Below are 21,352 nucleotides of genomic sequence, written 5' to 3' on the forward strand. Positions count from 1 at the left end.
TATCCTTGCCGCGGCATATTTTTGGCTCGACTGTGAGATCAGATCGTCGCCAGCACTCGGCTGATGCGTTCGAGATGCGCCTTGCGTCCTGCATCAGTGACGCGGTCCATGTCATGGAGCGCCAGCATGCGAAAATTCAGCCGCTTGGCGCAGAAGGCGGCGATGCCGCGCTTCAGCAGGCGCCGCACCGGATTGCCCATGTAGAGATGAACGATCCACCAGGGCGAGCCGGTCGTCGTCAGCGCCCAGAACAGGCGGATATTGGTGAGCTTTGGCACGATGCGGCCGCCGGCCGGATCATGGGTGAAAGCGACGCCGGGCGCAAAGGCACGATCGAAGAAGCCCTTGAGGATGGCCGGAAAATTGAACCACCATTGCGGAAAGACCAGGATCAACCCTTCTGCCGCTCGAAGCCGCACGACGATGTCGTCGACGCCCGACGTATCATAGGGCTGATCGAAATAGCCTCGCCGTTCCGTTTCCGAAAGACTGGGATTGAAGCCTTCGCGATAGAGATCGAGCAGATCAACCTGGTGGCCGCCGGCAACGAGCGTCTCCCCCACCAGCTTCGCGACGGCGGCGGCGAAGCTGTCTTCCAGGGGATGGGCCAGCACCAGCAGGATGCGCATCAGAACAGGCTTCCCTGCTTCGGCGGAGCGGCAGGTTCTACCGGTTTGGTTGCCCGCTTCTTCGCAGGCATAGCGCCTGATGCCGTGGATGAAGACGATGGTGGGGTAGCATCGTCGCCGGTGACGGCACTGACGCGGCCGTCCGCGAACTCGATCGATATGGCCGCCCCCGTCGAAAGTGCTGCCGCCAGCGAAACCGGGCGGTCGTCCTCATCACGCACCACGGCATAGCCGCGCTTCAGGACGTTCTTGTAGGAGAGCGACTGCAGGATACGCTCCTGCGCGACCAGTTCGCTGCGGGCACGTGTCAGCTGATGACGGATGGCCGTATCGGCGTGGCGGACGAGATTGCCGAGGCGATCGCGAGCCCTGCCCGTCTGTGCTTCTAGCCGCGAGGGCAGCGTGGCGAAAACGGCATCGGCGCGTTCGATGCGGGCTCGGGAACGGTCGAGCATGCGCTCGATGGTCCGCTCGGCACGGGTCATCCGCTCGGTCAGCTGCTGGCGGCGCTCGGCGATCCGGTTCGACAGGATATCCGGCCGCAGCTGCGAGGCCGTGCGCTCGAAGGAACGACGCTTGTTCAGCGTGTTCAGCTCCAGCCCGCGGCCGAGGCCGGCGGCCGCCTCATCGAAACGGCGGCGCGGCAAAGCAAGGATTTGGTCGAGCGACGGCAAGGCGCGCAGCAACGCGCGCACTGCCTGCCGCCGTTGGTCCATCTGCCTACCCACGCCGCCCTGCAGCCGGGCGGCAAGGCTTGCAAGCTGTGCCTCAAGTTCCGCCTTGACCGGCACGGCCATTTCCGCAGCGCCCGTCGGCGTCGGAGCGCGCACGTCGGCAGCATAGTCGATCAAGGTCCAGTCGGTCTCGTGGCCGACGGCGGAGATCAGGGGAATATCGCTGCCGGCAGCGGCACGAACGACGGCCTCGTCGTTAAAACTCCAGAGATCCTCCAAGCTGCCGCCACCGCGCGCAACGATCAACACATCGGGGCGCGGGATCGGGCCGCCGGGTGCAAACTCGTTGAAGCCGCGGATGGCGTTCGCCACCTCGTCGCCGGAGCCCTCTCCCTGCACCTTCACCGGCCAGACCAGCACATGCACGGGGAAGCGATCGGAGATGCGGTGCAGAATATCGCGGATGACGGCACCCGTCGGCGAGGTCACAACGCCGATCACGGCAGGCATGAAGGGAAGCCGGCGCTTGCGCTCGGGATCAAAGAGACCTTCGGCGCCGAGCTTGCGCTTGCGCTCCTCCAGCAGCGCCATCAGAGCGCCGGCACCGGCAGGCTCCAGGCTCTCGATGACAATCTGATATTTCGACGAACCTGGGAAGGTCGTCACCTTGCCGGTCGCAATGACTTCCATCCCCTCCTCGGGGCGGAATTTCAGCTTGGAGAACGTACCTTTCCAGATCACCGCGTCGATGCGGGAGCGGTCGTCCTTCAGCGAGAAATAGGCATGGCCCGAGGAATGCGGCCCGCGATAGCCGGAGATTTCCCCGCGCACGCGCACCTGATCGAACGCGTTCTCGACCGTGCGCTTGATCGATCCCGACAATTCCGAGACGGAGTATTCCGTCAGGTTCGACGGCGAATCATTCTCAAAAAAGCTGCTCATGTCCTCTTTCTAGCCGATGTCGCGGAAAATGCGGAGCCTTGTCATACCCCTTAAGTCTGAATCGATCGAAGGCGAGGATTGTGCGCATATTTGAGGGACAGCAGCGATTATTGCATGTCCCATAAAGAGCGTGGAGCTTATCACTTCATCAAACGTTAACCCTGCTGACAAAGCCTTTCTTAGCCATCGATGCGTAAACCTGTGCAAACTGATTCTTGGTAAAGAGGATATGGAGCGATGATATTCGCGACCGCCACGATCATCGGAATTGCCGCCGGCCTGCAGCGCACGACGATCGGCGCGCTGCTCGGCGTGGCGCTGGTGAGCATCGCCTTCATGGCAGCGGTAGCAATGTCTGTCACGCCGCCGCCGTTGATGATGCTGTTCATCGCACTTGGCGGCTATAATCTTGGCTTCATCGGCTATCTCATCACCGCCGATGTGATGGAACAACGCCGCGCTTAAAGGCAACCTCGGGAAGTGTTTAGCGGTTTCCCGACTGGAATTGCGTGACGCGGAGCGGTTTAGAGAATCCGGGAAGAGCTGAGACGCTCCAGCTCGATTCTATGGCTTGAAGCGGAAGAACTGCACATCCGATGCCGTCGATGCCGCAATGGGTTCCAGATAGACGGGTACACGCCCGGCGCTTAGCTGCGCATAAAACCCCTTGGGTGCCCGTTCGCTCATGATTTCCACCTGTGGATCATCCTTGCAGAAAGCGACAATCGTCACCTTTGCCTCACGCAGAAGCACCTCAGCCTGCTTCGGCTCCGCAAGGCCGATATGCAGCTCGGCCAGCATCCCATCGGGATCGCGATGATAGGGGCCGGAGAGGGTGCGGTGCGGCGTGAAGCGCAAAATCGGCGCTCCCATGTTTGAGGCCGCCGCGACGACCCCTGGCTCAAGACCTGCGATCGGTGCCAAGGCCTCTTTTGAGGCGCAATTGGCAGCCTCCTCCGCCTTGGCGGGTGTCGCGACCGCAAAGCCGTTGACGATGCCCTTGCTCGCAAGCGCACCGCCCACGGCCCAAACAGCCGGAACGGAAGCCAATATCGTCACTGCATAAAGCAGAACGGAACGAAGATTTCTGGTATCGGCCATATAGGTTTTTCGCAGCTCGGCGATCACCAATGCCAATGGCGGTATGGCCAGGAGATTGGCAAATTCTGCGCCGCGTACCTGCACGAGCGTAATCACCCAATTGATCGCGATCAGAGCCATCAGCATTGCATGGAGGCTCGCGCGATTGCCCCGCAGGATACGAGCGGCGCAAATGAGCATCGCCAGGAGACCCGTCGCATAGAAGGCACCGAGCGTATCGGGCTGCCGATGGGCCACGGAGATGATCGACTGTGCCTCGGTCACCCTGCTGAGCCAGAGATCCACCAGCATGGGGTCCAGATCGGCAAGCGGATTGCGCAGGCATTGCGGCGCAAGCGCGACGGTCGTCGCAAAGACGAAAGCGCCGTTGACCGCGAGAATTGCAATACGCCAAGGCCTGGAGAGACGGCTGGCAAAGAGAGATGACAGGAGAAGCCCGACGCAGCCGGCGCTGGTGATGCCATAAAAGCCGAGCGAGAGATTGTCGCAGGTGACCATGGAATAGAAGCGCGGCGGCACCAGCGAAAGGAAGGCGGCGCTGACGGCAACCGTCAGCGTCAGGGCAAAGGCTTTCGCGGCAGGTGCGAAGACTTCGCCCTTCCAGGCCCACAAACAGGCAACTGACACGCAGGCGACGGCGACGAAGGGTGTCGTCTCCGCGCCGATACCGAGCTGGATGGCAAGCGCAACGGCGGCGATCGCAAAGTTACTGGGCTTGTAGCCTTCGTCGACCAGCATAGCAATGGCAAGGGCGACGAGGCCAAGCTGGACGTTGTCGTGATCGATAGATCCCGGCACGAAACGCGGCGAAAGCAGCACGAAGAATGCTGTCAGGATCAGTGAAAAGTGCATGCCTTGCGGACCGGCGATGCGCCTGCCGGCGAGACCCATGAAGAACATCAACGGCAGGATGAGCATCAGCGGCCAGACGGTCAGTGCCGCCGCCTCGGCGCCTTCGGGTGAAAAGAACATCCGGAAGAAGAGGATGAGGCTTGCAATCGGCAGATCGATGAAGCGCGACCAATGCATCAGCGTGCCGCCATCGAGGCCGAGGCGGTACTGCATCATGTCGAACCAGCCCTGGCCGGCGAGAAAATCGCGCACTTCGACAAGACGCATGGCGTCGTCATTATCCGGGCCGACGTAGTCCGTGAGATTACGATGAATGACGAGCTGCGCGACGATGACGACGACGGTATAGACGAGCGCTACTAGGGCAGGATGAGACCAGCGCAGAGGCGCCTTCTTCTCTGCCGTTCCGGCTGCCTCGGGCGGCATTGCCAGCGTTTGCGCCATCTCGATAAACCCCATGTTGGAAGGATAGTCGGGGCGATACGCTAACGGCTGCCGATCAAAAAAAAGTAAAGCTCATGCCGGTTGCCGCTTTCATCACGATAATGTTTTTCGCGGCGCCGATATCCCGCCATTTTTATTTCGCAGCCATAGGGTCTTATTAACAGCCAACGGGATAAGCTCTCGTCCGGATCGTCAATCGGGCCTCAACTTGACTTCACGCGTAGCAACCGGCCAAGACCATGTGGAATGAGAAGCTGAACATCGCCGTCCTCCTGCCTTGCTACAACGAAGCCGCAACGATCGGCGAGGTCGTACGCGGCTTCCGCAAGGCGCTGCCGCAGGCCGCGATCTACGTCTACGACAATAATTCGACCGACGGCACCGCGCTGCATGCCATGCTCGCCGGCGCGAGCGTCGTGCGTGAGCGTCGGCAGGGCAAGGGACATGTGGTGCGCCGCATGTTCGCCGATATCGAAGCCGACATCTATCTGATGGCTGACGGCGACGGAACCTATGCGCCCGAGGACGGCGAAGAGCTGATCCGCACGCTGCTGACTGAGGGATCCGATATGGTCGTCGGCACGCGCCGCAACGTCCAGAACGACGCCGGCCGACAGGGCCATGCCTTCGGCAATCGCATCTTCAACTGGCTCTATCGCACCATCTTCGGCGCCGATTTCACCGATATCTTCTCCGGCTACCGCGCCTTCTCGCGCCGCTTCGTCAAGAGCTTTCCGGCCGTGTCGGGCGGCTTCGAGATCGAGACGGAAATGTCGGTCCATGCTTCCAGGCTGAAGCTGCCCGTCAGCGAACTGGAACTCGATTACGGACGGCGGCCCCAAGGTTCGCATTCAAAGCTTTCCACCTTTCGCGACGGTGGCAAGATCCTGTGGATGTTCGCGATGCTGATGAAGGAAACGCGGCCTTTCGCCTTCTTCGGCATCTTGAGCGCCATTGCCGTGGAGCTCAGCATCGGCTTCGGCATTCCGGTCCTTGTCGAATATTTCGAGACCGGGATGGTGACGCGTATGCCGACCTGGGTGCTTTCCGTGGCATTGACGATGATCGCTTTCATGCTGTTCACGGCCGGTATCATCCTCGATTCCGTGGCGCGCGCCCGCGCCGAACAATTGCGCATCCACTACATGAGCCTGCCCAAGCCGTCCTCGCGTGAAAACGGCGATGACAGGACGGTCTACGTGGCGGAAATCGAGAAGCCCGCAAGCCGGAAGAAAAGGGCCAAGGCCGCATGAAGAAGCTCTTTCGCTTCCTGATCGCCGGTAGCATCGGTTTCGTCGTCGATGCGGGCGTCCTGCATCTCTTGATATGGTTCACGCCCGTCGGCCCCTTTGTCGGGCGTGCTATCTCCATACCGAGCGCACTGCTTGCAACCTGGGTGCTCAACCGCAACTTCACCTTCGGCCGATCCAACCGTTCGCTTGCGGCGGAGGGCTTCCGCTATGGTTCGGTCGGGTTGACCTCGGCTCTGCTGAACTACGCCCTCTTCAGCTCGTTGCTGATGACCGAGCCGTCATTGCGGCCGATCATCGCGCTGACGCTTGCATCGGCGGCGGCGACTGCGTTCAGCTTCTTCGGCTATTCACGCTTCGTCTTCCGCCACCGGCAAAATTCCTGAGAAAACGCTCAGACCGGCTCCCAGCCATCTTTCTCGCTGGCGCGGTAGATGGCATCGATGACCTTCTGGTTGAGCTTCGAGCTTTCCAGCGACACTATTTCTGTGCCCTCCCCAAGTGCGGCCGATGCGAAGGCCTCTGCCTCGCGCTTGTACTGGCGGCTGTCAGGGAAGCGGAAAATCTGGGATTCCGAATGGCCGCGATTGGTCAGCTCCAGCTCTTCCGCGCCATAACGATCGGCATTGAAAGGCGATTTCACCTCGATGAAGCCTTCCGTGCCGTGGAAGACCATGACCTGGCGGTTGGCCATCTGCGTCGAGATATAGAAGGTCAGTTCGAAATCGCCGAAGTCTGCCTTCACGCTGGAATAGATGTCGGTGCCGAATTCCGGGTCGCGCTCCGTCACTGCCTGAATGCGCAGGGGCTCGCGACCGGTGACGAAACGGGTACTGATCGTCGGGTAGACGCCGATGTCAGGCAAGCCGCCGCCGCCAAGCGCAGGAATATTGCGCATGTTGTCGGCATCGCGGTTGAAATAGGTGAAGGCGCCCTGGATGTGGCGCAGTCGGCCGATCGCGCCATCGGCGAGCAGCGAACGAACCTTCCGCCAGACCGGTGCATAGGTGACCATATAGGCTTCCGTCACCAGCACCTTGTTGCGATCGCGGGCGGCGATGAGGCTATCGATCTCATCCGCCTCGAGCGCGATCGGCTTTTCGCACAGCACATGCTTGCCGGCATCGGCCGCCTTGATCGTCCATTCGACATGCTGCGAGGTCGGCAGGGGAATGTAGACGGCGTCGATCGTGTCAGAGGCGAGCATCTCTTCATAGGAGCCGAAAGCGTGCGGCACGGAGAAGCGATCCGCCATCTGCCGCGCACGGGCGAGATCACGGCTGGCAATGGCCGTTACAACGCAATTTTCCGCATCCTGAATGGCGGGCACCACCAGATCGCGGCCGATCTTCGCAGTCGACAGAATTCCGAAACGCAGCATGATCTCTCTCCTAAAGCATCATCCCGAAGCAGACGGCTGCATGGCGACGATCGCCACCCGGCTCTTCCGGCGGGATATTTTCTGAACACGGTGGGTAAAGCGAAACGAAGGCCGTTACGCTCTCGATGAAATCGACGCCAACCTTATTCGGCCCTTCCCAGAGGCGCAACGCCCGAGACAGCCAGTCTACGCAAACATGACGGCATGACGATCATCAAGCATGTCCGTATTTGTCCTCTTTCTGTCTGCCAGATGGCTTTCGAAGCTTTCAACCGACGCCTAATCTCGGCTATCCTTCAAGCACAGGAGATACGAAAATGTCCCACGCGGATACCGCACTGCTCGTCATCGACGTACAGGAATCCTTTCGCCAGCGCCCCTATTGGCGAACGGACGACCTGCCTGCCTTCACAAACCGCCTGCAGGCGCTGATCGACGGCGCGAAGGCGAAGGGCATTCCCGTCGTCCAGATTTTCCATGTCGAGGACAGCGACGCGCATTTCAGCCTGAACAGCGGATTCGTGCGCAAGCTCGATGAAATCTCTCTGGAGGCTGATGCCGTGTTTCACAAGCGTCGCCACTCGGCGCTTGTCGGCTCCGGCCTCGATGTCTGGCTGGTGGCAAACGGCATCCGCAAGGTGATCGTTTCGGGCATTCGCACGGAGCAATGCTGCGAGACGACGACACGGCACGCCTCAGATCTGGGCTATGAAGTCGATTACGTCACCGAGGCGACGCTGACCTTTCCGATGACGCATGCCTCGGGCACCGTCTTCAGCGCCGAGGATATCAAGAGGCGCAGCGAACTGGTGTTGTCTGGCCGTTTCGCCCGCATCGCGACGGTCGAAGAGGCGCTTGCCGACGCATCGATCCGGAGTGCCGCATGACCCAAAGCGACCGGCGCCTCCATCGGCGGATCATTCCTGTCTACGTCCTCCTGCCGCCTTATACGCTGCTGATGGACGTGGCCGGGCCGGTGGAGGTGTTGCGCCGCGCCAATATCGAACAGGACGACGTCCTGTTCGACTACCAGTTCATCGCCCTCCAATCGTCGCAGACCACCTCGGTCGGGCTGACGCTTGCCGATCTCAGACCACTGCCGGATCATATTCCCGATGGCGCCTATGTCATCCTGTCCGGCAGCGTCACGCCGCCTGACGACGCAGAGGATATCGAACCGGAACTTGCTACACTTGCGACGTGGCTAAGAGGCACGATCCGTCCGGGCATTACCCTCGTCACCATCTGCTCCGGCGCCGTGCTTGCCGCCCGCGCCGGCCTGATGGACGGCTACGCCTGCACCACGCATGCCGCCTGCCTCGACGAGGTCAGGGAACATGCCCCGACGGCAAGGGTTCTCGACAACCGGCTCTATGTCGAGGATCGTGACCGCTATTCGAGCGCCGGCATCACCACGGGCACCGACCTGATGCTGCATCTCGCCTCCAAGCTCACCTCGCCGGTGACGGCGCTGACCATTGCCCGCCACATGGTCGTCTATATGCGAAGAACGGGTGCCGAGCCGCAGCTTTCCCCCTGGCTCAGCGGCCGCAACCATGTTCACCCCGCCATCCATCGCGTTCAGGATGCGATCATGGCCGATCCGGCCCATGGCTGGTCGCTTGCCGAGCTTGCGGGCATCGGCGCGATGAGTGCGCGGCATATTTCGCGGCTGTTTCAGGAACATGCCGGCCTGTCGGTGACGGCCTATATCAATCTGATGCGTGTGACGCTGGCGCGCGACGTCCTTGCCAATTCACGGCTGGACATGGAGCGCGTGGCGGAAAAATCCGGCTTCGCATCGCCTCGGCACATGCGGCGCGTCTGGTCGAAATACAACACGCTGCCGCCCAGCCACTATCGGCGCTCGACGGCCGAATAAAGAAATCGTTAGTGGCCTTTGGGGCGAAACGCCGATAGCCTTGCCTTGTCCCTTCGTGCCGGCACCCGCTCGCCGGCTTGCCCCTCAAGTGATTTGGAGAAATATCATGGACATGCGCAAGCTTGGACGAACCGATCTGTTTGTCGCCCCGATCGTTTTCGGCGGCAACGTCTTCGGCTGGACGGCCGATGAGAAAACCTCCTATGCACTGCTCAACGCCTTCTTCGACGCCGGCTTCAATACGATCGACACGGCCGATGTCTATTCCCGCTGGGTTCCCGGCAACAAAGGCGGCGATTCCGAAGAGATCATCGGCAAATGGCTGAAGCAGGGCCGCGTTTCGCGCGACAAGGCCATTATCATCACCAAGGTCGGATCGGACATGGGTCCCGGCAAGAAAGGTCTCAAGGCCGACTATATCATCGAGGCGGCCGAGGCATCGCTGAAGCGGCTGCAGACCGACCATATCGATCTCTATCTCTCGCACTGGCCCGACCCCGAGACGCCGCATGAGGAATCGCTTGCTGCCTATGCCAAGCTGAAGGAACAGGGCAAGATCCGCCATGTCGGCTGTTCGAACCTCAGTGCAACGCAGCTCCAGGCGTCGTTGGATGCTGCCGAAAAGGCCGGGCTGCCGCGCTACGATGTGCTGCAGCCCGAATATAACCTCTACGCCCGTGACAGTTTCGAGGGACCGCTGGCAGATCTCTGCGTCAGGGAAGACATCGGCGTCATCACCTATTTCAGCCTCGCCGCCGGGTTCCTGACCGGCAAGTATCGCACCAAGGCGGATACGGAAGGGCGCGCGAGAGAGAACCGGGTTGCCGCCTATCTCGACGACAAGGGCCTTCGCATCCTCGCAGCGCTCGACAAGGTCGCGGCCGAAACCGGCGCAAAGCTCGCCGAGATCGCGCTTGCCTGGCTGCTGCGCAAGCGCGGCGTCACCGCCCCGATCGCCAGCGCGACTAGCCTCAGCCAGCTCGACGCGCTAATCAATTCGGCAAAGCTTTCGCTTTCCGATGATGCCATGCGCCTGCTCGACGCAGCCGGTGAATAGATAGAGGCAGACCGATGACCGTGACGATCCGAGACGCCAGGCCCGAAGACGAAGCGCGCTGGCGTGCGCTTTGGGACGGATACCTGGCCTTCTACGGCGTCACCATCGCGCCCGACATCACCGATGCGACATGGCGCCGGGTCTTCGATCCGGCGTCGGCGATCTTCATGCGCGTGGCCGAAGTCGGTGGCGAGGTGAAGGGGTTCACGCTCTGCATCACGCATGAGGGCACCTGGGTGCGCGCGCCGGACTGCTATCTGGAAGACCTGTTCGTCGACGAAAGCGCCCGAGGCCGTGGTGTCGGCCGGGCGCTGCTCAACGATCTCGTGGCGCTCTGCAAGAAGAACGGCTGGGCGCGTCTTTACTGGCACACCGAAGAAGGCAATGCGACCGCCCGCAAACTCTACGACACCTATGTCGAGAGCGACGGGCATATCCGCTATCGCGTCATTATCTGAGTTTCGGAAAGCCCTCATAGTGGGCGGAATGATCGCCCTCCCAGTTCGCCATACCCCGCTTGGTCAGCATGCCGCGCGGGCTGACATAGCTCTGGATCGTTCGCATCGGCCGCTCGTGCCACTGGATGTTGAAGGCCCATAGCTTCGGGAAGAAGCAGAGCGACGCATAGGGCAGATGATCGTGGATCCACCAGGCGAGCTTCTGCCAATCGCCCTCATGGCTGTGGTGATCGATCAGCCAGGGCACGACGATGCAGACGGCCGAGCCCATGCAGCCATCGAGATCGCGCATGTCCCAGATGTGATGCGCGGCGGTGTGAGGATTGGTCGAGCAATTCAGCCCGTTCCTGTTGCCGAAGGCGTTGACCTCGGGCGAGCGGTAGCCCGAGCGGATATGTAGCCGGCCAAAGGTTGCCTCGAGCGGCTCCAGCAATTCCTCGCAGAGCCTGCGTCCGGTCTCGATCGCCAAATCCGGATCTTCGGGAATGTTGGGAATGCGATAGAAATCAGCAATTTCCGAATGCAGGAAATCGCGAAAGAAGAAGTTCTTCGACAGCCTGACGCGGCCGAGCTCCTCAAGCCCCTTCATCGATCCCGGTTTTCTCATTGCTGCAATCCCTTCCTGAAATCATCCGATCAGTCGAGACGAGTTATGGCATTGCCGCCACCCGATTTCTGTCAGCAGTCGCTCCTCGCTTGTTTCGACGTAATTCCAGACGCTCTTAAGGCCCCGTATATTTGAAGAAATCGATGAAGGCTCTGAGGGCCGGGCGCATCTGCCGGCGGCTCGGATAATAGATGCAGAAGCCGGGATAGGGCGGGCACCAGTCCTCGAGCACGCGGATGAGCTTGCCCTCGGCCAGTTCCTGCTGCACGCGGATATCGAAAAGATAGGCAAGGCCGGCGCCATTGACGGCCGCCAACACCGCCAGTCGGTCCTCGATCACGATCAGGGGGCCATCGATCGCCACGATCAGCTCGCGGCCATCCTTCTCGAACTCCCAGCGATAGAGCGAACCATCGGTAAATCGCCGTTTGATGCAGCGATGATGAACGAGATCGCGCGGATGCAGAGGCTTCGGATACTTCTCGAAATAGGCCGGAGAGCCGGCAATCACGGTGCGGATGTCGGGGCAGACCTTCACCGCGATCATATCGCCCTCGATACTCTCCTCCAGCCGGATGCCGGCGTCATAGCCGTCCTTGACAATATCGCTGAAGCCATCCTCGTTGGCGATCTCCAGCGTGATATCGGGATAGGTATTGAGGAAATCGCCGATGCGCGGCGCCATCAGCAGATCGGAGGCAAAGCGCGGTGCGGTGATGCGCAGCGTGCCCGCCGGGCGGCCTCGGGTCGCAAGCGTATCCTCCAGCGCGATGTCGATTTCCTCGAGAGCCGGCGCCAGCCTTTGAAGCAATGCCTGCCCTTCCTCGGTCGGCAGCACGCTGCGCGTGGTGCGGGCGAGCAGCCGCACGCCGAGGCTTTCCTCGAGGCTGGAGACAGCGTGGCTGACCGCTGACGGTGCGATCGACAATTCCTTGCCGGCAGCGCGGAAGCTGCGATGGGCGGCGACGGCGGCGAATACCGCAAGTTGGGAGAGCTGCGTTCTGTTCATTGATCTAAATTATAGAACAGCTCATTAGGATTTGCATGGATTTTCATTCATTATCCGGAATCCTAACTTGAGCGTGTAGGCAGCAGGCATCGACCACTGCCGCTCCCATACATCGCAAGAGGAACACACCATGAAAACCCGCAGGCTTGGTAAGGATCTCACCGTTTCCGCCGTTGGGCTCGGCTGCATGGGCATGAGCTTTGCCTATGGCGCCGCCGACGAAGCCGAATCCGTCAAGACGCTCCATCGTGCCGTCGATCTCGGCGTCACCTTTTTCGACACCGCCGAAACCTATGGCCCCTTCACCAACGAGGAGCTGCTCGGCCGCGTCCTGAAGCCCGTTCGCGACCGCGTGGTCATCGCCACCAAATTCGGCTTCAAGCTCGATCACACGAAATCAGGCCCGGCCGCGATGATCGGCGTCGACAGCCGGCCCGAGCACGTCAAGCAGGTCGCCGAAGCCTCACTGAAGCGGCTCGGCACCGATGTTATCGACCTCTTCTATCAGCATCGCGTCGATCCGAGCGTGCCGATCGAAGACACGGTCGGCGCCATGGCGGAACTGGTAAGAGAAGGCAAGGTCCGGGCGCTCGGCCTTTCCGAAGCCGGCTCCGCTACCATCCGCCGCGCCCATGCGGTGCATCCGATCGCTGCCTTGCAGAACGAATATTCGCTCTGGAGCCGCGACCCGGAAGAAGATGTGCTCGCCACCTGCCGTGAACTCGGCATCGGTTTCGTGCCCTACAGCCCGCTCGGCCGCGGCTTTCTGACCGGCGCGATCCACAAGACGGACGACCTTGCCGCCGATGATTTCCGTCGCTCGCTGCCGCGCTTCCAGAGCGAGAATTTCGATGCCAACGCGGCGCTTGTCGCAAGACTTCAGGCTCTGGCCGAAGAAAAGGGCGTCACGGCGGCACAACTGGCGCTCGCATGGGTGCTGCACCAGGGCGAGGATATCGTGCCGATCCCGGGCGCACGCAAGCTGCATCATCTCGAGCAGAATTCGTCGGCTGCCGATATCGTGCTGTCGCCAGGGGAAGTGAAGGAACTCGGCGACATCATCTCGCCCGAAACGGTTGCCGGCAAACGGTATACGGATGCCTCTCTGGCCATGACGAATATATGACAAATGGGCTGCCTTTCCTGCCCAGGCGAAGACACCGGCCATCAGGGCCGGTGTCATTCTGGGACTGAAAAGAAAAGTGAAGCCTCGCCGATGCGTGGCCGAACATACGAACCGCCTGATTTGCAGCCTCTTTCAAGCTTCTAGCAGATCGTCATGAGCGCAAAGCCGACATCGGCGCTCGACGCTCGGTTGACAAACGGGTCCGAAATTTGAAGATTGCCGCCATCAAAAACGGGCAGCGTTGGGAGGACTTATGTCTAAGCGCGCGTTTATCGGCTTCTCTGCTTTTCTTCTCGCCACTTTCGCATCCTTGAACCCCTCGGTCGCGGCTGACGTCAAGCGCCAGGTGGTCACCACGAAGGATGGCGATTACTTCGGCTTCGATCTGCGCACAGAGCAGAATGTGACGCTGGACCAATGCTCCGCCTCCTGCATCGGCGACAAGTCCTGCAAGGCCTTCACCTACAATCCCAAGGTGAAGTGGTGCTTCATGAAGTCGGACTTCAACCAGCTCAACAACTTCCCCGGCGCGATCGCCGGCAAGATCGTCGAGACGGCCGCAACCAGCGAGCCGGATATTGGTGCCGCCCCTGCCCTTTCCTTCCTTTCCGACAATTTCGTCCAGAGCGCGCGCGACGCGAAGAATACGCTGACGCTCGGCAGCGAGCTGAAGGGCCAGGGTGTCGAAAGCCTGATTGCGCTCGGCCGCATCGAACTAACCTCGGGCAATGTCAATAATGCGCTGAACGCCTTTCAGGGCGCGCTTTCGCTCAGCCCCGATAACGGCGATCTGTGGGTCGAGATGGCTCGCGCCGCCAATACGATCACGAACGACACGTCCGTTGCCACGCGCGCCGCCTATGCCGCGCTCAACGGCTATCAGCTGACCCGCACGACGAGCAGCCGCGCCGATGCGCTGGCGGTTTTGGCCGAGGCGCTGAAGAACGCACAGAATTACCGCCCGGCGCTCAATGCCTACAAGGCCAGCCTCAATCTCGTCAGCTCCGCCGCCGTCCAGGCAGCCTATAACGATCTTCTGGCCCGCCAGGGCTTCCGTGTCACCGGCAACACGCTCGACAACGACAATGCTTCGCCGCGCGCCTGCGTGCAGTTCTCCGAGAAGCTGGTGAAGAGCGGCGTCGACTACACCCCCTTCGTCACCCTCAACGGGGCCGCACCGAAGGGCGTCGATGCCAAGGACAACCAGATCTGCGTCGAAGGCCTGGAGTTCGGCCAGCACTACCGCATTTCGCTGCGCGCCGGCCTGCCCTCCTCCGTGGATGAAAACCTCGCCTCGCAGGTCAATGTCGATATCTACGTCAAGGATCGCGCCGCTTCGCTGCGCTTCACCGGTGACAATTTCGTCCTGCCCTCGACAGCTCGCCGCGGCATTCCGATCGTCTCCGTCAACGCCACCTCGGCCAATCTCAAACTCTATCGCATCGGCGACCGCAATATCGCGCAGCTTCTGAACAACTCGCAGTTCCTGACGCAGGTGGACAGCTACAGCGCACAGACCATCCAGGATACCAATGGCGAACTGGTCTGGCAGGGTTCCATCGAGATCAAGCAGGAACTCAACAAGGAAGTCGCGACCAGCTTCCCGGTCGACGAGGCGCTGCCGCAGCGCAAGCCCGGCGTCTACGTGCTGACGGCGGTTGCGCCCAACAGCGGCCATGAGTGGGACCCGCAGGCGACGCAGTGGTTCGTCGTTTCCGATATCGGCGTCACCACCTATGCCGGCACCGACGGACTGAATGTCTTTGCCCGCTCGCTCGGCAGCGCAAAGCCGCTCGCCGGCATCCAGCTGCAGCTGCTCGCCAAGAACAACGAAATCCTCGGAACGGCAAAGACCGACGACAATGGTCGCGCTGTCTTCAGCGCCGGCCTGATGCGCGGCACGGCCGGCATGACGCCGGCCGTCATCACCGCTCAGAACGGCGATCAGGACTACGTCTTCCTCGACATGACCCGCGCCGGCTTCGATCTTTCCGACCGTGGCGTTGCCGGCAGAACCGCGCCTGGCGCAATCGACCTGCTCACCTGGACCGAGCGCGGCATCTACCGTGCCGGCGAAACCGTGCATGCCTCCGCCCTTGCCCGCGACGCCAGCTCGACCGCAGTCGATAGCCTGCCGCTCACCTTCGTCTTCCTGCGCCCGGATGGCGTCGAGGACCGCCGTATCGTCACCGACGGTGGCAAGCTCGGCGGTTACAATGTCGACCTGCCGCTGCAGCAGACCTCGATGCGCGGCACCTGGACGATGAACATCTATACCGACCCGAAGGGCGCCTCGATCGGCTCGCAAACCTTCCTCGTCGACGACTTCGTGCCGGATCGCATCGAATTCGACATGAAGAGCGACGCCAAGGAGATTGAGGTCGGCCAGCCGACGCCGGTCAATGTCGATGGGCGCTACCTCTATGGTGCGCCGGCCGCCGGCCTCAACCTCGAAGGCGAAGTGACGCTGAAGCCGACCCGCCAGAGCGATGCCTACAAGGGCTATCAGTTCGGCCTCGCCGACGAAGGCGCCGGCAAGGCAAACGCAAACAATGACGACGACGACAGCAGCAGCGGTGACAGCAAGGCCGAGAGCACGCAAGTGCCGCTCGAAGACCTGCAGGCGCTGGACGAAGACGGCAAGACCACCTTCAACGTCACGATCAACGACACGCCTTCGACCACACAGCTGCTGAACGCCAATATCACGGTGCGCATGCAGGAAGCCGGCGGCCGCGCCGTCGAGCGTTCGCTGACGCTGCCCGTCAAGGCGGATGGACCGCGCATCGGCATCAAGCCGGAATTCGACGGCGACCTCGGCGAGAATTCCGTCGGCAATTTCCACATCATCGCGGTCGATGCCAACGGCCAGAAACAGGCCATGCAGGGCCTGACCTGGAAGCTGCTCAGCGTCGAGCGCAATTATCAATGGTATCGCGACGGCAACAGCTGGAAGTTCGAGCCGATCATGTCCACCAAGCAGGTGGCGGTCGGCACGGTGAATGCGACAACGGATGGCGCGGCGATTTCCATGCCCGTCACCTGGGGCCGCTACCGCCTCGAAGTTTCCACCGCCGATGCGAACGGCCCTCAGTCCAGCGTCGAGTTCAATGCCGGCTGGTATGTGGCCTCCACCTCGACGGAAACGCCGGACGCGCTTGAAATCGCGCTCGACAAGGAAAGCTACCATGTCGGCGATACCGCCAAGCTCAAGGTAACCTCGCGCTATGCCGGCCAGCTGATGGTGGCGGCAGGCTCGGAAACGCTGATCTCGGTCACCAATGCCGATATCGGTGCGACGGGCGGCGAAGTCGATATCCCGGTCACGGCCGATTGGGGTGCCGGCACCTATCTGACCGCAACCCTCTTCCGCCCCGGCGACGCCCAGGAAAGCCGCATGCCGATGCGCGCCATCGGCATCAAATGGGCGCCGGTCGACCCCGGCGAGCGCAAGCTGCAGATCAAGATCGACGCGCCCGAGAAGACGCTGCCGCGTCAGCCGCTCAACATCGGCTTGCAGGTTTCAGGCGCAGGCGCCAATGAGGACGCCTATGTCACGATCGCCGCCGTCGATGTCGGCATCCTCAACCTGACGCGCTACCAGCCGCCGGCACCGGATGACTGGTATTACGGCCAGCGCCAGCTCGGCCTCGAAATCCGCGATATCTATGGTCGCTTGATCGATGGTTCGCTCGGCGCGACCGGCAAGCTGCGCACCGGCGGCGACGGCGGACAGGCGGCCTTGCAAGCGAGCCCGCCGAAGGAAAAGCTGATCGCCTTCTTCTCCGGTCCGATCAAGCTCGATGCCAGCGGCAAGGCCAATGTCAGCTTCGACATTCCGCAGTTCAACGGCACGGCGCGGCTGATGGCCGTTGCCTGGTCGAAGGCCGGCGTCGGCCACGCGACACAGGACGTGATCATCCGCGATCCGGTCGTCGTCACCGCGAGCCTGCCGAAGTTCCTGGCGCCCGGAGACAAGGCCAACCTGCGTCTCGACGTCGCCAACACCGATGCGCCCGCCGGCGAGTACACTCTTGCGGTGACAGGCAACAGCGCCGTGACGGTGGACGCAAACGCTACCCAGCAGAAGATCAACTTGGCGACTGGCGGCAAATACAACATCACGCTGCCGCTGACCGGCGGGCAGCCGGGTGACGGCACGGTTTCGATCAAGCTCTCGAACGCCTCAGGCATGTCGCTCGACCAATCGGTCGATATCCCGGTTCGTCCGTCGCAGCTGCCGCTGACCGAACGGCGCGTCATCGCGCTTGCCCCCGGCAAGAGCCTGACCGTCAATGCCGACCTTCTCGCCGACAGCGTGCTGCCCGGCGCCTCGGTCAGCGTCAACGTCAGCCGCTCCAGCGCCTTCGATGTGCCGGCGCTGCTGATGAGCCTCAGCCACTATCCCTACGGCTGCGCGGAACAGACTGCGAGCAGCGCCATGCCGCTGCTCTATTTCAGCGACATGGCGATCAAGAACGGCCTTGCAGACGATACCGAGATCCGCAAGCGTGTGCAGGACGCCATCTACCGCGAAATGTCCTACCAGTCCTCGACCGGCAGCTTCGGCCTCTGGGGGCCGGGCTCCGGCGATCTCTGGCTCGATGCTTACGTGATGGACTTCCTGACCCGCGCCCGCGAGCAGAAGTACAATGTGCCGGATCAGGCCATGGTGCAGGGGCTTGAAAACCTCCAGAATGCGCTGAGCGCCAATACCAACGTCAAGGATAACGGCAACGAGATCGCCTATGCGCTCTACGTGCTGGCGCGCAACAAGAAGGCCTCGATCAGCGATCTGCGCTACTATGCGGATACGATGCTGAACGACTTCCCGACACCGCTTTCCAAGGCGCACCTGGCCTCGGCTCTGTCGCTTTATGGGGATGCTCAGCGCTCGCGCAACATCTTCGTGGACTCGCTGCAGATGTCGCAGCAAGCGGCGGTCACCAAGGTCAGCTTCATTCGCTCGGACTACGGTTCATCGCTGCGCGACGGTGCCGCCGTGCTGGCGCTGGCCGCCGAAAGCCGCCCGGTGCCGCCGATCATTCCGGAACTCGCAAGCGTTGTCGCCAAGGATTGGCAGAGCAGGAAATATACCAGCACCCAGGAACAGACCTGGATGCTGCTTGCCGCCCGCGCCCTGCAGAATGGCGATGACGGCCTGACGCTCGATGTCAACGGCGCTGCCCATAGCGGCACCTACATGGCGCAGATGTCCGGCGACGCCCTGATGGGCCATCCGCTGACCGTCACCAACACGACGCGCCAGCCGCTGTCGGCTGCCGTGACCACGGTCGCGGCTCCGGTTGCGCAGCTGCCTGCCGGCGGCAACGGCTTCAAGATCGAGCGCAAGTACTACACGCTCGACGGCGAAGAGGCGAATGTCAGCCAGGCACAGCAGAACGAGCGCTATGTCGTCGTGCTGCACGTGACCGAGGACAATGACTGGCCGCAGCGCATTCTCGTGACCGATCTCCTGCCGGCAGGCTTCGAGATCGACAATCCGAGCATCGTCAACAGCGCCCAGCTCTCGAATTTCGACTGGCTCAGCGAGGTTCAGCCCGCCCATGTCGAATTCCGCTACGACCGTTTCGTCGCAGCCTTCGACCAGAATTCCGGCGCCGACCGTGACATGACCTTCGCCTATGTCGTGCGCGCCGTGACCCCCGGCGTCTACGACCATCCGGCCGCAAGCGTCGAAGACATGTATCGTCCGCAGTTCTCGGCCCGCACGGCGATGGGCCGTATGGAGGTGCTGGGCGCCCAGCAGTAAGAAGCAGTCATGAAGGCGCGGTGGAAAATTGCGATCGGCTTTGGAGCCACTGCCGCAACAGTGGTGGCTCTGGTCTTTGGCCTGGAAGCCGCTGACCGCGCCTATCCGCCACCGCTGGACAATGCGCGCGTCGTCTCGTCCGAGGTGCTCGACGCCAATGGCGATCTCTTGCGTGCCTTCGCGACGCCCGAGGGTCGCTGGCGGCTGAAGACCAGCGTTGCCGATGTCGATCCACAATATCTGCGCATGCTGGTCGCCTATGAGGACCGGCGCTTCTACGACCATCACGGCGTCGACCCCATGGCGATCGGCCGTGCCTTCCTGCAGCTCGCCACTCACGGCCGTATCGTCTCGGGCGGTTCGACGCTTTCGATGCAGGTGGCACGCCTGATCGAGCCGCGCAGCGAACGGTCCCTGACGGCAAAACTCTTGCAGGTCGTTCGCGCCATCCAGATCGAGCGGCGGCTCTCCAAGGAGCAGATCCTCGACCTTTACCTGACGCATGCGCCCTATGGCGGCAATCTGGAAGGCGTTCGGGCCGCGAGCCTCGCTTATTTCGGCAAGGAGCCGAAGCATTTGACGGTCGCGCAGGCAGGCTTGCTGGTTGCCCTGCCGCAGCTACCGGAAAAACGCCGGCCGGACCGCAATCTCGCCGCCGCTCAGGCCGCCCGCCATCGCGTGCTGGAGCGCGCCGCCGTGGCAGCTGTTATCGGCGAAGGCGAAGCGGAGCGCGCCTCGTTTTCCGCTATTCCGGCTCAGCGCCGGCAGCTGCCGGCCTATGCCGCCCATCTGGCCGAACTGGCGCTCAAAAAGCAGCCCGGTGTCATCAAGCACAAGACGACGCTGCGGCGGGATGTGCAGCAGGGGCTGGAAGCCGTTGCGGATACGGCGGCAAAACGGCTGGGGCCGAAGGTGTCTGTCGCGATGATCATGGCCGACGCCAAGACCGGCGAGATCATCGGCGAAGTCGGCTCGGCGAATTATTTCGATTCCTCACGCGCCGGCTGGGTCGACATGACCCGCGTACTGCGCTCGCCCGGCTCGACGCTGAAACCTTTCATCTACGGGCTTGCCTTCGAGCAAGGCTATGTGGCGCAGGAAACGATCATCGAGGATCGTCCCGCCGATTTCTACGGCTATCGCCCGCGCAATTTCGACATGAGCTATCAGGGCGATGTCAGCGTGCGCCAGGCGCTGCAGCTGTCGCTGAACGTGCCGGCCGTGCGCCTGCTCGATGCCGTCGGGCCGACGCGGCTGCTGGTGCGCTTCCGCCGCGCCGAGGTGAAGCCGAAGCTGCCGCCGAACGAGGCGCCAGGCCTCGCCATCGGCCTCGGCGGCGTCGGCGTGACGCTGAAAGATCTCGTGCAGCTCTATGCCGGACTTGCCAATCGCGGCAAGGCGATGAGGATCGGCGATGGTATCCAGGATGAGCCGGGGCCGATCGACGGCGAACCGCTGATGGAGCCGATCGCGGTGTGGAACATCACCGACATCCTTTCCGACATCATCGCGCCGCGCGGCAGCAAGCAACTCGGTATCGCCTACAAGACCGGCACCAGCTACGGCAATCGCGATGCCTGGTCGGTCGGCTATGATGGCGCGCATGTGCTCGGCGTCTGGGTCGGCCGCCCGGACAATGGCGCCGTGCCCGGGCTGGCGGGCTATGTTTCGGCCGCGCCGATCCTGTTCGAAGCCTTCGCCAAATCGGGGGTTGCCATAACCCCCTTCCCGCCGGCACCGATGGGCGCCGTACGAATCGCGCCGACCGAGCTGCCGATCAGCCAGCGGCGCTTTTCCGTCACCGCCGCCGGGCTGCTGGCGGCGTCAAGTCGCGAGCCGGCGCCGCAGATCGTCTATCCGCCGGAGGGGGCACGCGTCGATCTCGGCGCCAGCAGCGGTGGCAATGAGATCATGCCGCTGGCGCTGAAGCTGCAGGGCGGCCGTGCGCCGTTCCGCTGGCTCGCCAACGGTAAGCCGCTGCCCGACATGTCGCGTCGGCGCACCAACCAGTGGACTCCCGACGGTGCCGGCTATTCGACGCTGACCGTCATCGATGCGGCCGGACGCGCGGCAAGCGTGCGCGTTTTCGTGGAATAATATCCTTCAAATCATTGCGAGCACGTTGACCGCATTTTTGTCAGCGGGCGGCGTCTATGATATCTTAGGC

At 62.1% G+C, this 21,352-nt stretch carries 16 protein-coding genes; 10 read left to right on the forward strand and 6 right to left on the reverse strand.

Annotation, left to right across the window (positions count from 1 at the left end; all coding sequences use genetic code 11):
* Positions 1-38: 38 nt before the first annotated feature.
* Both AC13Q5_RS22980 and xseA read right to left on the reverse strand, forming a co-directional pair.
* Positions 39-629, reverse strand: coding sequence for an NAD(P)H-dependent oxidoreductase (locus AC13Q5_RS22980; protein WP_488503254.1), 591 nt, complete (start codon positions 627-629; stop codon positions 39-41).
* On the reverse strand, positions 629-2,245 hold the full coding sequence (gene xseA, locus AC13Q5_RS22985) for an exodeoxyribonuclease VII large subunit (RefSeq protein ID WP_488503255.1): 1,617 nt from the start codon (positions 2,243-2,245) through the stop codon (positions 629-631). The genes AC13Q5_RS22980 and xseA overlap by 1 nt, the downstream gene beginning before the upstream one ends.
* Before the next feature lie 237 nt (positions 2,246-2,482).
* Between xseA and AC13Q5_RS22990 the strand changes: the two genes are divergently transcribed.
* Positions 2,483-2,710: a homogentisate export protein gene (locus tag AC13Q5_RS22990; RefSeq protein ID WP_075856654.1), complete on the forward strand. Its 228-nt coding sequence runs from the start codon at positions 2,483-2,485 to the stop codon at positions 2,708-2,710.
* A gap of 99 nt (positions 2,711-2,809) precedes the next feature.
* Here AC13Q5_RS22990 and AC13Q5_RS22995 read toward each other — a convergent pair whose 3' ends face one another.
* A complete protein-coding gene (locus tag AC13Q5_RS22995; protein ID WP_488503256.1) occupies positions 2,810-4,642 on the reverse strand; it encodes a hypothetical protein in 1,833 nt (610 codons plus the stop codon).
* Between the two features lie 239 nt (positions 4,643-4,881).
* Here AC13Q5_RS22995 and AC13Q5_RS23000 point away from each other — a divergent pair, with 239 nt between their 5' ends.
* The gene (locus AC13Q5_RS23000) at positions 4,882-5,895 is read left to right on the forward strand and encodes a glycosyltransferase (RefSeq protein WP_488503257.1); all 1,014 of its coding nucleotides are present in this window, start codon (positions 4,882-4,884) and stop codon (positions 5,893-5,895) included.
* Positions 5,892-6,278 carry a GtrA family protein gene (locus AC13Q5_RS23005; protein ID WP_457878572.1) on the forward strand — a complete coding sequence of 129 codons (387 nt, stop codon included), beginning with the start codon at positions 5,892-5,894 and terminating at the stop codon, positions 6,276-6,278. The genes AC13Q5_RS23000 and AC13Q5_RS23005 overlap by 4 nt, the downstream gene beginning before the upstream one ends.
* Positions 6,279-6,286: 8 nt before the next feature.
* On the opposite strand, the gene AC13Q5_RS23010 is transcribed toward AC13Q5_RS23005, so the two are convergent.
* Positions 6,287-7,273 (reverse strand): Gfo/Idh/MocA family protein, encoded by a 987-nt coding sequence (locus AC13Q5_RS23010; RefSeq protein ID WP_488503258.1) that lies wholly within the window; start codon positions 7,271-7,273, stop codon positions 6,287-6,289.
* A gap of 317 nt (positions 7,274-7,590) precedes the next feature.
* Here AC13Q5_RS23010 and AC13Q5_RS23015 point away from each other — a divergent pair, with 317 nt between their 5' ends.
* The 4 genes from AC13Q5_RS23015 to AC13Q5_RS23030 all read left to right on the forward strand — a co-directional run bounded on the left by AC13Q5_RS23015 (position 7,591) and on the right by AC13Q5_RS23030 (position 10,670).
* Positions 7,591-8,160 (forward strand): isochorismatase family protein, encoded by a 570-nt coding sequence (locus AC13Q5_RS23015; RefSeq protein WP_075856658.1) that lies wholly within the window; start codon positions 7,591-7,593, stop codon positions 8,158-8,160.
* On the forward strand, positions 8,157-9,155 hold the full coding sequence (locus AC13Q5_RS23020; RefSeq protein WP_488503259.1) for a GlxA family transcriptional regulator: 999 nt from the start codon (positions 8,157-8,159) through the stop codon (positions 9,153-9,155). Before AC13Q5_RS23015 ends, AC13Q5_RS23020 begins: the two co-directional genes overlap by 4 nt.
* Before the next feature lie 106 nt (positions 9,156-9,261).
* The gene (locus AC13Q5_RS23025) at positions 9,262-10,212 is read left to right on the forward strand and encodes an aldo/keto reductase (RefSeq protein ID WP_488503260.1); all 951 of its coding nucleotides are present in this window, start codon (positions 9,262-9,264) and stop codon (positions 10,210-10,212) included.
* Positions 10,213-10,226: 14 nt separating this feature from the next.
* Positions 10,227-10,670: a GNAT family N-acetyltransferase gene (locus AC13Q5_RS23030; protein WP_174175982.1), complete on the forward strand. Its 444-nt coding sequence runs from the start codon at positions 10,227-10,229 to the stop codon at positions 10,668-10,670.
* Here AC13Q5_RS23030 and AC13Q5_RS23035 read toward each other — a convergent pair.
* Positions 10,663-11,277, reverse strand: coding sequence for a hypothetical protein (locus tag AC13Q5_RS23035; RefSeq protein WP_488503261.1), 615 nt, complete (start codon positions 11,275-11,277; stop codon positions 10,663-10,665). The two genes, AC13Q5_RS23030 and AC13Q5_RS23035, sit on opposite strands and share 8 nt — an antisense overlap.
* A 115-nt stretch (positions 11,278-11,392) precedes the next feature.
* On the reverse strand, positions 11,393-12,286 hold the full coding sequence (locus AC13Q5_RS23040; RefSeq protein WP_075856663.1) for a LysR family transcriptional regulator: 894 nt from the start codon (positions 12,284-12,286) through the stop codon (positions 11,393-11,395).
* Positions 12,287-12,416: 130 nt separating this feature from the next.
* On the opposite strand from AC13Q5_RS23040, the gene AC13Q5_RS23045 reads away from it, so the two are divergent.
* From AC13Q5_RS23045 to pbpC, 3 genes are all read left to right on the forward strand, one after another.
* The gene (locus tag AC13Q5_RS23045) at positions 12,417-13,412 is read left to right on the forward strand and encodes an aldo/keto reductase (protein WP_488503262.1); all 996 of its coding nucleotides are present in this window, start codon (positions 12,417-12,419) and stop codon (positions 13,410-13,412) included.
* Between the two features lie 253 nt (positions 13,413-13,665).
* Positions 13,666-19,185: an alpha-2-macroglobulin family protein gene (locus AC13Q5_RS23050; protein ID WP_488503263.1), complete on the forward strand. Its 5,520-nt coding sequence runs from the start codon at positions 13,666-13,668 to the stop codon at positions 19,183-19,185.
* Positions 19,186-19,194: 9 nt separating this feature from the next.
* Entirely contained in the window at positions 19,195-21,282 is a 2,088-nt protein-coding gene (gene pbpC / locus AC13Q5_RS23055) for a penicillin-binding protein 1C (RefSeq protein ID WP_488503264.1), read from the forward strand.
* Positions 21,283-21,352: the final 70 nt, after the last annotated feature.

Source organism: Martinezella sp. CNPSo 3964, assembly GCF_057784375.1.